Source organism: Citrobacter sp. BIDMC107 (assembly GCF_001037575.1).
Taxonomy (GTDB): Bacteria; Pseudomonadota; Gammaproteobacteria; order Enterobacterales; family Enterobacteriaceae; genus Citrobacter; species Citrobacter freundii.
Window position 1 is genome coordinate 2,926,435 of record NZ_KQ089848.1, and the last position, 9,156, is coordinate 2,935,590.

19 protein-coding genes are annotated in these 9,156 nt (G+C 50.3%); all 19 read left to right on the forward strand.

All coding sequences use genetic code 11. From position 1 onward, the window contains the following. The first annotated feature begins 6 nt into the window (after positions 1-6). Positions 7-417: a 50S ribosomal protein L16 gene (gene rplP, locus SK39_RS13605; RefSeq protein WP_000941208.1), complete on the forward strand. Its 411-nt coding sequence runs from the start codon at positions 7-9 to the stop codon at positions 415-417. After that, positions 417-608, forward strand: coding sequence for a 50S ribosomal protein L29 (rpmC, locus tag SK39_RS13610; RefSeq protein WP_000644742.1), 192 nt, complete (start codon positions 417-419; stop codon positions 606-608). Before rplP ends, rpmC begins: the two co-directional genes overlap by 1 nt. After that, positions 608-862 carry a 30S ribosomal protein S17 gene (gene rpsQ / locus SK39_RS13615; protein ID WP_003031120.1) on the forward strand — a complete coding sequence of 85 codons (255 nt, stop codon included), beginning with the start codon at positions 608-610 and terminating at the stop codon, positions 860-862. Before rpmC ends, rpsQ begins: the two co-directional genes overlap by 1 nt. A gap of 163 nt (positions 863-1,025) precedes the next feature. Beyond that, entirely contained in the window at positions 1,026-1,397 is a 372-nt protein-coding gene (rplN, locus tag SK39_RS13620) for a 50S ribosomal protein L14 (protein WP_000613954.1), read from the forward strand. 10 nt (positions 1,398-1,407) lie between these two features. Next, positions 1,408-1,722 carry a 50S ribosomal protein L24 gene (gene rplX / locus SK39_RS13625; RefSeq protein ID WP_003031122.1) on the forward strand — a complete coding sequence of 105 codons (315 nt, stop codon included), beginning with the start codon at positions 1,408-1,410 and terminating at the stop codon, positions 1,720-1,722. A gap of 14 nt (positions 1,723-1,736) precedes the next feature. Continuing rightward, a complete protein-coding gene (rplE, locus tag SK39_RS13630) occupies positions 1,737-2,276 on the forward strand; it encodes a 50S ribosomal protein L5 (RefSeq protein WP_003031123.1) in 540 nt (179 codons plus the stop codon). 14 nt (positions 2,277-2,290) lie between these two features. Next, positions 2,291-2,596 (forward strand): 30S ribosomal protein S14, encoded by a 306-nt coding sequence (gene rpsN, locus SK39_RS13635; protein ID WP_003031125.1) that lies wholly within the window; start codon positions 2,291-2,293, stop codon positions 2,594-2,596. A gap of 30 nt (positions 2,597-2,626) precedes the next feature. Then, entirely contained in the window at positions 2,627-3,019 is a 393-nt protein-coding gene (rpsH, locus tag SK39_RS13640) for a 30S ribosomal protein S8 (protein ID WP_003031127.1), read from the forward strand. Positions 3,020-3,031: 12 nt separating this feature from the next. Then, entirely contained in the window at positions 3,032-3,565 is a 534-nt protein-coding gene (gene rplF, locus SK39_RS13645) for a 50S ribosomal protein L6 (protein ID WP_003031129.1), read from the forward strand. Between the two features lie 9 nt (positions 3,566-3,574). Beyond that, positions 3,575-3,928, forward strand: a complete 354-nt coding sequence (rplR, locus tag SK39_RS13650) for a 50S ribosomal protein L18 (protein ID WP_000358960.1) — start codon at positions 3,575-3,577, stop codon at positions 3,926-3,928. A 14-nt stretch (positions 3,929-3,942) separates the two neighbouring features. After that, positions 3,943-4,446, forward strand: coding sequence for a 30S ribosomal protein S5 (rpsE, locus tag SK39_RS13655; protein WP_003031131.1), 504 nt, complete (start codon positions 3,943-3,945; stop codon positions 4,444-4,446). Between the two features lie 3 nt (positions 4,447-4,449). Further along, positions 4,450-4,629 (forward strand): 50S ribosomal protein L30, encoded by a 180-nt coding sequence (gene rpmD / locus SK39_RS13660; protein WP_001140434.1) that lies wholly within the window; start codon positions 4,450-4,452, stop codon positions 4,627-4,629. A 3-nt stretch (positions 4,630-4,632) separates the two neighbouring features. Then, the gene (gene rplO / locus SK39_RS13665; protein WP_003031132.1) at positions 4,633-5,067 is read left to right on the forward strand and encodes a 50S ribosomal protein L15; all 435 of its coding nucleotides are present in this window, start codon (positions 4,633-4,635) and stop codon (positions 5,065-5,067) included. A 7-nt stretch (positions 5,068-5,074) separates the two neighbouring features. Then, positions 5,075-6,406, forward strand: coding sequence for a preprotein translocase subunit SecY (secY, locus tag SK39_RS13670; protein WP_001118864.1), 1,332 nt, complete (start codon positions 5,075-5,077; stop codon positions 6,404-6,406). A 30-nt stretch (positions 6,407-6,436) separates the two neighbouring features. Further along, positions 6,437-6,553 (forward strand): 50S ribosomal protein L36, encoded by a 117-nt coding sequence (gene rpmJ / locus SK39_RS13675; protein WP_000868187.1) that lies wholly within the window; start codon positions 6,437-6,439, stop codon positions 6,551-6,553. Between the two features lie 146 nt (positions 6,554-6,699). Beyond that, the gene (gene rpsM / locus SK39_RS13680) at positions 6,700-7,056 is read left to right on the forward strand and encodes a 30S ribosomal protein S13 (protein ID WP_003031135.1); all 357 of its coding nucleotides are present in this window, start codon (positions 6,700-6,702) and stop codon (positions 7,054-7,056) included. Between the two features lie 16 nt (positions 7,057-7,072). Then, positions 7,073-7,462 (forward strand): 30S ribosomal protein S11, encoded by a 390-nt coding sequence (gene rpsK / locus SK39_RS13685; RefSeq protein ID WP_003031137.1) that lies wholly within the window; start codon positions 7,073-7,075, stop codon positions 7,460-7,462. Between the two features lie 33 nt (positions 7,463-7,495). Beyond that, positions 7,496-8,116, forward strand: a complete 621-nt coding sequence (rpsD, locus tag SK39_RS13690; protein WP_003031138.1) for a 30S ribosomal protein S4 — start codon at positions 7,496-7,498, stop codon at positions 8,114-8,116. A gap of 25 nt (positions 8,117-8,141) precedes the next feature. After that, the gene (locus SK39_RS13695) at positions 8,142-9,131 is read left to right on the forward strand and encodes a DNA-directed RNA polymerase subunit alpha (protein WP_003031139.1); all 990 of its coding nucleotides are present in this window, start codon (positions 8,142-8,144) and stop codon (positions 9,129-9,131) included. Positions 9,132-9,156: the final 25 nt, after the last annotated feature.

A 9,156-nucleotide genomic window follows, 5' to 3' on the forward strand; every position in this document is an offset into this window, starting at 1 on the left:
TCGCTGATGTTACAACCAAAGCGTACAAAATTCCGTAAAATGCACAAAGGCCGTAACCGCGGTCTGGCTGCTGGCGCGGATGTTAGCTTCGGCAGCTTCGGTCTGAAAGCTGTTGGCCGTGGTCGTCTGACTGCCCGTCAGATCGAAGCAGCACGTCGTGCTATGACCCGTGCAGTTAAGCGTCAAGGTAAGATCTGGATCCGTGTATTCCCGGACAAACCGATCACTGAAAAGCCGCTGGCAGTGCGTATGGGTAAAGGTAAAGGTAACGTGGAGTATTGGGTTGCCTTGATTCAGCCGGGTAAAGTCCTGTATGAAATGGACGGCGTACCGGAAGAGCTGGCCCGTGAAGCATTCAAGCTGGCAGCAGCGAAACTGCCGATTAAAACCACCTTTGTAACTAAGACGGTGATGTAATGAAAGCAAAAGAGCTGCGTGAGAAGAGTGTTGAAGAGCTGAACACCGAGCTGCTGAATCTGCTGCGTGAGCAGTTCAACCTGCGTATGCAGGCTGCAAGTGGCCAGCTGCAACAGTCTCACCTGTTGAAGCAAGTGCGTCGTGACGTCGCACGCGTTAAGACTTTACTGACTGAGAAGGCGGGTGCGTAATGACCGATAAAATCCGTACTCTGCAAGGTCGCGTTGTTAGCGATAAAATGGAGAAATCCATCGTTGTTGCTATCGAACGTTTTGTGAAACACCCGATCTACGGTAAATTCATTAAGCGTACGACCAAACTGCACGTACATGACGAGAACAACGAATGCGGTACTGGTGACGTGGTTGAAATCCGCGAATGCCGTCCGCTGTCCAAGACTAAGTCCTGGACGCTGGTTCGCGTTGTAGAGAAAGCCGTTCTGTAATACAGTAGGCATTCTCAACGAATAAACGGCTCAGCGATGAGCCGTTTATTTTTTCTACCCATATCGTTGAAGCGGTGTTATAATGCCGCGCCCCCGATATGGGGCTTTTTTAACGACCTGATTTTCGGGTCTCAGTAGTAGTTGACATTAGCGGAGCACTAAAATGATCCAAGAACAGACTATGCTGAACGTCGCCGACAACTCCGGTGCACGTCGCGTAATGTGTATCAAGGTTCTGGGTGGCTCGCACCGTCGCTACGCAGGCGTCGGCGATATCATCAAGATCACCATCAAGGAAGCAATTCCGCGTGGTAAGGTCAAAAAAGGTGATGTGCTGAAGGCGGTAGTGGTGCGCACCAAGAAGGGTGTTCGTCGCCCGGACGGTTCTGTCATTCGCTTCGATGGTAATGCATGCGTTATTTTAAACAATAACAGCGAGCAACCTATCGGTACGCGTATTTTTGGGCCGGTAACTCGTGAACTTCGTAACGAGAAGTTCATGAAAATTATCTCTCTGGCACCAGAAGTACTCTAAGGAGCGAATCATGGCAGCGAAGATCCGTCGTGATGACGAAGTTATCGTGTTAACCGGTAAAGATAAAGGTAAACGCGGTAAAGTTAAGAATGTCCTGTCTTCCGGCAAGGTCATTGTTGAAGGTATCAACCTGGTTAAAAAACATCAGAAGCCGGTTCCGGCCCTGAACCAACCAGGCGGCATCGTAGAGAAAGAAGCAGCTATTCAGATCTCTAACCTTGCTATCTTCAACGCGGCAACCGGCAAGGCTGACCGTGTAGGCTTTAGATTCGAAGACGGCAAAAAAGTCCGTTTCTTCAAATCTAACAGCGAAACTATCAAGTAATTTGGAGTAGTACGATGGCGAAACTGCATGATTACTACAAAGACGAAGTAGTCGCTAAACTCATGACTGAGTTTAACTACAATTCTGTCATGCAAGTCCCTCGGGTCGAGAAGATCACCCTGAACATGGGTGTTGGTGAAGCGATCGCTGACAAGAAACTGCTGGATAACGCAGCAGCTGACCTGACAGCAATCTCCGGTCAAAAACCGCTGATCACCAAAGCACGCAAATCAGTTGCAGGCTTCAAAATCCGTCAGGGCTATCCGATCGGCTGTAAAGTAACTCTGCGTGGCGAACGCATGTGGGAGTTCTTTGAGCGCCTGATCACTATTGCTGTTCCACGTATCCGTGACTTCCGTGGCTTGTCCGCTAAGTCTTTCGACGGTCGTGGTAACTACAGCATGGGTGTCCGTGAGCAGATCATCTTCCCAGAAATCGACTACGATAAAGTCGACCGCGTGCGTGGTTTGGATATTACCATTACCACTACTGCGAAATCTGACGAAGAAGGCCGTGCTCTGCTGGCTGCCTTTGACTTCCCGTTCCGCAAGTAAGGTAGGGTTACTGAATGGCTAAGCAATCAATGAAAGCACGCGAAGTAAAGCGCGTAGCTTTAGCTGATAAGTACTTCGCAAAACGCGCTGAACTGAAAGCTATTATCTCTGATGTGAACGCGACCGACGAAGATCGTTGGAACGCAGTTCTCAAGCTGCAGTCTCTGCCGCGTGATTCCAGCCCGTCCCGTCAGCGTAACCGCTGCCGTCAAACAGGTCGTCCGCATGGCTATGTGGGCAAGTTCGGGTTGAGCCGTATCAAACTGCGTGAAGCCGCCATGCGCGGTGAAGTACCAGGCTTGAAAAAGGCTAGCTGGTAATTACCAATTGAATCACGGGAGTAAAGACAGATGAGCATGCAAGATCCGATCGCGGATATGCTGACCCGTATCCGTAACGGTCAGGCCGCGAATAAAGCTGCGGTCACCATGCCTTCCTCCAAGCTGAAAGTGGCAATTGCCAACGTGCTGAAGGAAGAAGGTTTTATTGAAGATTTTAAAGTTGAAGGCGACACCAAGCCGGAACTGGAACTTACTCTCAAGTATTTCCAGGGTAAAGCTGTTGTAGAAAGCATTCAGCGTGTCAGTCGCCCAGGTCTGCGCATTTATAAGCGTAAAGACGAGCTGCCGAAAGTTATGGCTGGCATGGGTATCGCAGTTGTTTCTACCTCTAAAGGTGTTATGACTGATCGTGCAGCGCGCCAGGCTGGTCTTGGTGGCGAAATTATCTGCTACGTAGCCTAATCGGAGGAAAAAATGTCTCGTGTTGCTAAAGCACCGGTCGTTATTCCTGCCGGCGTTGATGTAAAAATCAACGGTCAGGTTATTACGATCAAAGGTAAAAACGGCGAGCTGACTCGTACTCTCAACGATGCTGTTGCAGTAAATCATGCAGATAATGCACTGACCTTCGGTCCGCGTGATGGTTACGCAGATGGATGGGCTCAGGCTGGTACCGCGCGTGCCCTGCTGAATGCAATGGTTGTCGGTGTTACCGAAGGCTTCACTAAGAAGCTTCAGCTGGTTGGTGTAGGTTATCGTGCAGCGGTTAAAGGGAATGTAGTAAACCTGGCTTTAGGTTTCTCTCACCCAGTTGACCATCAGCTGCCTGCGGGAATCACTGCAGAATGTCCGTCTCAGACTGAAATCGTGCTGAAAGGCGCTGATAAACAGCTGATCGGTCAGGTTGCAGCAGATCTGCGCGCCTACCGTCGTCCTGAGCCTTATAAAGGCAAGGGTGTTCGTTACGCCGACGAAGTCGTGCGTACCAAAGAGGCTAAGAAGAAGTAAGGTAACACTATGGATAAGAAATCTGCTCGTATCCGTCGTGCGACCCGCGCACGCCGCAAGCTCCAGGAGCTGGGTGCAACTCGCCTGGTGGTACATCGTACCCCGCGTCATATTTACGCACAGGTAATTGCACCGAACGGTTCTGAAGTTCTGGTAGCTGCTTCTACTGTAGAAAAAGCTATCGCTGAACAATTGAAGTACACCGGTAACAAAGACGCTGCTGCAGCTGTAGGTAAAGCTGTTGCTGAACGCGCTCTGGAAAAAGGCATCAAAGATGTTTCTTTTGACCGTTCCGGGTTCCAATATCATGGTCGTGTCCAGGCACTGGCAGATGCTGCCCGTGAAGCTGGCCTTCAGTTCTAAGGTAGAGGTGTAAGATGGCTCACATCGAAAAACAAGCTGGCGAACTGCAGGAAAAGCTGATCGCGGTTAACCGCGTATCTAAAACCGTTAAAGGTGGTCGTATTTTCTCCTTCACAGCTCTGACTGTAGTTGGTGATGGTAACGGTCGCGTTGGTTTTGGTTACGGTAAAGCGCGTGAAGTTCCAGCAGCGATCCAGAAAGCGATGGAAAAAGCCCGTCGCAATATGATTAACGTCGCGCTGAACCACGGCACCCTGCAGCACCCGGTTAAGGGTACTCACACGGGTTCTCGTGTATTCATGCAGCCGGCTTCCGAAGGTACCGGTATCATCGCCGGTGGTGCAATGCGCGCCGTTCTGGAAGTCGCTGGAGTTCGTAACGTTCTGGCTAAAGCGTATGGTTCTACTAACCCGATTAACGTGGTTCGTGCAACTATCGATGGCCTGGAAAATATGAAATCTCCGGAAATGGTCGCTGCCAAGCGTGGTAAATCCGTTGAAGAAATTCTGGGGAAATAAACCATGGCAAAGACTATTAAAATTACTCAAACCCGCAGTGCAATCGGTCGTCTGCCGAAACACAAGGCAACGCTGCTTGGCCTGGGTCTGCGTCGTATTGGTCACACCGTAGAGCGCGAGGATACTCCTGCTGTTCGTGGTATGGTCAACGCGGTTTCCTTCATGGTTAAAGTTGAGGAGTAAGAGATGCGTTTAAATACTCTGTCTCCGGCCGAAGGCTCTAAAAAAGCGGCTCGCCGCCTGGGTCGTGGTATCGGTTCTGGCCTCGGTAAAACCGGTGGTCGTGGTCACAAAGGTCAGAAGTCTCGTTCTGGCGGTGGCGTACGTCGCGGTTTCGAGGGTGGTCAGATGCCTCTGTACCGTCGTCTGCCGAAATTCGGCTTCACTTCACGTAAAGCAGCGATTACAGCCGAAGTTCGTCTGTCTGACCTGGCTAAAGTTGAAGGCGGTGTTGTAGACCTGAACACGCTGAAAGCAGCTAACATTATCGGTATCCAGATCGAGTTCGCGAAAGTGATCCTGGCTGGTGAAGTCACTACTCCGGTAACTGTTCGTGGCCTGCGTGTTACTAAAGGCGCTCGTGCTGCTATCGAAGCTGCTGGCGGTAAAATCGAGGAATAAGTAGCAGATGGCTAAACAACCGGGATTAGATTTTCAAAGTGCCAAAGGTGGCTTAGGCGAGCTGAAACGCAGACTGCTGTTTGTAATCGGCGCGCTGATTGTGTTCCGTATTGGCTCTTTCATTCCGATCCCTGGTATTGATGCCGCTGTACTTGCCAAACTGCTTGAGCAACAGCGAGGCACCATCATTGAAATGTTTAACATGTTCTCTGGTGGTGCTCTCAGCCGTGCTTCTATCTTTGCTCTGGGGATCATGCCGTATATTTCGGCGTCGATCATTATCCAGCTGCTGACGGTGGTTCATCCAACGCTGGCAGAAATTAAGAAAGAAGGGGAGTCTGGTCGTCGTAAGATCAGCCAGTACACCCGCTACGGTACTCTGGTGCTGGCAATATTCCAGTCGATCGGTATTGCTACCGGTCTGCCGAATATGCCTGGTATGCAGGGCCTGGTGATGAACCCAGGCTTTGCATTCTATTTCACCGCTGTTGTAAGTCTGGTTACAGGGACGATGTTCCTGATGTGGTTGGGTGAACAGATTACTGAACGTGGTATCGGCAACGGTATCTCAATCATTATCTTCGCCGGTATTGTAGCGGGACTCCCGCCAGCCATTGCCCATACTATCGAGCAAGCGCGTCAAGGCGACCTGCACTTCCTCGTGTTGCTGTTGGTTGCAGTATTAGTATTCGCAGTGACGTTCTTTGTTGTATTTGTTGAGCGTGGTCAACGCCGCATTGTGGTAAACTACGCGAAACGTCAGCAAGGTCGTCGTGTCTATGCTGCACAGAGCACACATTTACCGCTGAAAGTGAATATGGCGGGGGTAATCCCGGCAATCTTCGCTTCCAGTATTATTCTGTTCCCGGCGACCATCGCGTCATGGTTCGGGGGCGGGACTGGTTGGAACTGGCTGACAACAATTTCGCTGTATTTGCAGCCTGGGCAACCGCTTTATGTGTTACTCTATGCGTCTGCAATCATATTCTTCTGTTTCTTCTACACGGCGTTGGTTTTCAACCCGCGTGAAACAGCAGATAACCTGAAGAAGTCCGGTGCATTTGTACCAGGAATTCGTCCGGGAGAGCAAACGGCGAAGTATATCGATAAAGTAATGACCCGCCTGACTTTGGTTGGTGCGCTCTACATTACCTTTATCTGCCTGATCCCGGAGTTCATGCGTGATGCAATGAAAGTACCGTTCTACTTCGGTGGGACCTCACTGCTTATCGTTGTTGTCGTGATTATGGACTTTATGGCTCAAGTGCAAACTCTGATGATGTCAAGTCAGTACGAGTCTGCATTGAAGAAGGCGAATCTGAAAGGCTACGGCCGTTAACAGTCGCCCGAGAAGTTACGGAGAGTAAAAATGAAAGTTCGTGCTTCCGTCAAGAAATTATGCCGTAACTGCAAAATCGTTAAGCGTGATGGTGTCATCCGTGTGATTTGCAGTGCCGAGCCGAAGCATAAACAGCGCCAAGGCTGATTTATTCGCATATTTTTCTTGCAAAGTTGGGTTGAGCTGGCTAGATTAGCCAGCCAATCTTTTGTATGTCTGTGCGTTTCCATTTGAGTATCCTGAAAACGGGCTTTTCAGCATGGTGCGTACATATTAAATAGTAGGAGTGCATAGTGGCCCGTATAGCAGGCATTAACATTCCTGATCAGAAACATGCTGTGATCGCATTAACTTCGATCTACGGCGTCGGCAAGACCCGTTCTAAAGCCATTCTGGCTGCCGCGGGTATCGCTGAAGATGTTAAGATCAGTGAGCTGTCTGAAGAACAAATCGACACGCTGCGTGACGAAGTTGCCAAATTTGTCGTTGAAGGTGATCTGCGCCGTGAAGTTAGCATGAGCATCAAGCGCCTTATGGACCTTGGTTGCTATCGCGGTTTGCGTCATCGTCGTGGTCTCCCGGTTCGCGGTCAGCGTACCAAGACCAACGCACGTACCCGTAAGGGTCCGCGCAAACCGATCAAGAAATAATCGGGGTGATTGAATAATGGCAAAGGCACCAATTCGTGCACGTAAACGTGTAAGAAAACAAGTCTCTGACGGCGTGGCTCATATCCATGCTTCTTTTAACAACACCATCGTTACCATTACTGATCGTCAGGGTAACGCACTGGGTTGGGCAACAGCCGGTGGTTCCGGTTTCCGTGGTTCTCGCAAATCCACTCCGTTTGCAGCTCAGGTTGCAGCAGAGCGTTGCGCTGAAGCCGTAAAAGAATACGGTATCAAGAATCTGGAAGTTATGGTCAAAGGACCGGGTCCAGGTCGCGAATCTACTGTTCGTGCTCTGAACGCCGCTGGTTTCCGCATCACTAATATTACTGATGTGACTCCGATCCCTCATAACGGTTGTCGTCCGCCGAAAAAACGTCGCGTATAACGCTGTCGTTTCTAGGATTGTTGGAGAAAGAAAATGGCAAGATATTTGGGTCCTAAGCTCAAGCTGAGCCGTCGTGAGGGCACTGACTTATTCCTTAAGTCTGGCGTTCGCGCGATCGATACCAAGTGTAAAATTGAACAAGCTCCTGGCCAGCACGGTGCGCGTAAACCGCGTCTGTCTGACTATGGTGTGCAGTTGCGTGAAAAGCAAAAAGTTCGCCGTATCTACGGTGTGCTGGAGCGTCAGTTCCGTAACTACTACAAAGAAGCAGCACGTCTGAAAGGCAACACCGGTGAAAACCTGTTGGGTCTGCTGGAAGGTCGTCTGGACAACGTTGTATACCGTATGGGCTTCGGTGCCACTCGTGCAGAAGCACGTCAGCTGGTCAGCCATAAAGCAATTATGGTAAACGGTCGTGTTGTTAACATCGCTTCTTATCAGGTTAGTCCGAATGACGTTGTTAGCATTCGTGAGAAAGCGAAGAAGCAGTCTCGCGTGAAAGCCGCTCTGGAGCTGGCTGAGCAGCGTGAAAAGCCAACCTGGCTGGAAGTTGATGCTGGCAAGATGGAAGGTACGTTCAAGCGTAAGCCGGAGCGTTCTGATCTGTCTGCGGACATTAACGAACACCTGATCGTCGAGCTTTACTCCAAGTAAAGCTTAGTACCAAAGAGAGGACACAATGCAGGGTTCTGTGACAGAGTTTCTAAAACCGCGCCTGGTAGATATCGAGCAAGTGAGTTCGACGCACGCCAAGGTGACCCTTGAGCCTTTAGAGCGTGGCTTTGGCCATACTTTGGGTAACGCACTGCGCCGTATTCTGCTCTCATCGATGCCGGGTTGCGCGGTGACCGAGGTTGAGATTGATGGTGTACTACATGAGTACAGCACCAAAGAAGGCGTTCAGGAAGATATCCTGGAAATCCTGCTCAACCTGAAAGGGCTGGCGGTGAGAGTTCAGGGTAAAGATGATGTTATTCTTACCTTGAATAAATCTGGCATTGGCCCTGTGACTGCAGCCGACATTACCCATGATGGTGATGTCGAAATCGTCAAGCCACAGCACGTGATCTGCCACCTGACCGATGAGAATGCATCTATTAGCATGCGTATCAAAGTTCAGCGCGGTCGTGGTTATGTGCCGGCTTCTACCCGAATTCATTCGGAAGAAGATGAGCGCCCAATCGGCCGTCTGCTGGTCGACGCATGCTACAGCCCTGTAGAGCGTATTGCCTACAATGTTGAAGCAGCGCGTGTAGAACAGCGTACCGACCTGGACAAGCTGGTCATCGAAATGGAAACCAACGGCACAATCGATCCTGAAGAGGCGATTCGTCGTGCGGCTACCATTCTGGCTGAACAACTGGAAGCTTTCGTTGATTTACGTGATGTACGTCAGCCGGAAGTTAAAGAAGAGAAACCAGAATTCGATCCGATCCTGCTGCGCCCTGTTGACGATCTGGAATTGACTGTCCGCTCTGCTAACTGCCTCAAAGCAGAAGCTATCCACTATATCGGTGATCTGGTACAGCGTACTGAGGTTGAGCTTCTTAAGACGCCTAACCTTGGTAAAAAATCTCTTACCGAGATTAAAGACGTGCTGGCTTCCCGTGGACTGTCTCTGGGCATGCGCCTGGAAAACTGGCCACCGGCAAGCATCGCTGACGAGTAACCGGATCACAGGTTAAGGTTTTACT

Coding starts and splice junctions, on each gene's coding strand:
- secY (WP_001118864.1), top strand. CDS start 5,075: ATGGCTAAACAACCGGGATTAGATTTTCAAAGTGCCAAAGGTGGCTTA.
- rpsN (WP_003031125.1), top strand. CDS start 2,291: ATGGCTAAGCAATCAATGAAAGCACGCGAAGTAAAGCGCGTAGCTTTA.
- rpmD (WP_001140434.1), top strand. CDS start 4,450: ATGGCAAAGACTATTAAAATTACTCAAACCCGCAGTGCAATCGGTCGT.
- rpmJ (WP_000868187.1), top strand. CDS start 6,437: ATGAAAGTTCGTGCTTCCGTCAAGAAATTATGCCGTAACTGCAAAATC.
- rpsH (WP_003031127.1), top strand. CDS start 2,627: ATGAGCATGCAAGATCCGATCGCGGATATGCTGACCCGTATCCGTAAC.
- rpsQ (WP_003031120.1), top strand. CDS start 608: ATGACCGATAAAATCCGTACTCTGCAAGGTCGCGTTGTTAGCGATAAA.
- rplN (WP_000613954.1), top strand. CDS start 1,026: ATGATCCAAGAACAGACTATGCTGAACGTCGCCGACAACTCCGGTGCA.
- rpmC (WP_000644742.1), top strand. CDS start 417: ATGAAAGCAAAAGAGCTGCGTGAGAAGAGTGTTGAAGAGCTGAACACC.
- rplE (WP_003031123.1), top strand. CDS start 1,737: ATGGCGAAACTGCATGATTACTACAAAGACGAAGTAGTCGCTAAACTC.
- rpsK (WP_003031137.1), top strand. CDS start 7,073: ATGGCAAAGGCACCAATTCGTGCACGTAAACGTGTAAGAAAACAAGTC.
- rplX (WP_003031122.1), top strand. CDS start 1,408: ATGGCAGCGAAGATCCGTCGTGATGACGAAGTTATCGTGTTAACCGGT.
- rplR (WP_000358960.1), top strand. CDS start 3,575: ATGGATAAGAAATCTGCTCGTATCCGTCGTGCGACCCGCGCACGCCGC.
- rplF (WP_003031129.1), top strand. CDS start 3,032: ATGTCTCGTGTTGCTAAAGCACCGGTCGTTATTCCTGCCGGCGTTGAT.
- rpsD (WP_003031138.1), top strand. CDS start 7,496: ATGGCAAGATATTTGGGTCCTAAGCTCAAGCTGAGCCGTCGTGAGGGC.
- SK39_RS13695 (WP_003031139.1), top strand. CDS start 8,142: ATGCAGGGTTCTGTGACAGAGTTTCTAAAACCGCGCCTGGTAGATATC.
- rplO (WP_003031132.1), top strand. CDS start 4,633: ATGCGTTTAAATACTCTGTCTCCGGCCGAAGGCTCTAAAAAAGCGGCT.
- rplP (WP_000941208.1), top strand. CDS start 7: ATGTTACAACCAAAGCGTACAAAATTCCGTAAAATGCACAAAGGCCGT.
- rpsE (WP_003031131.1), top strand. CDS start 3,943: ATGGCTCACATCGAAAAACAAGCTGGCGAACTGCAGGAAAAGCTGATC.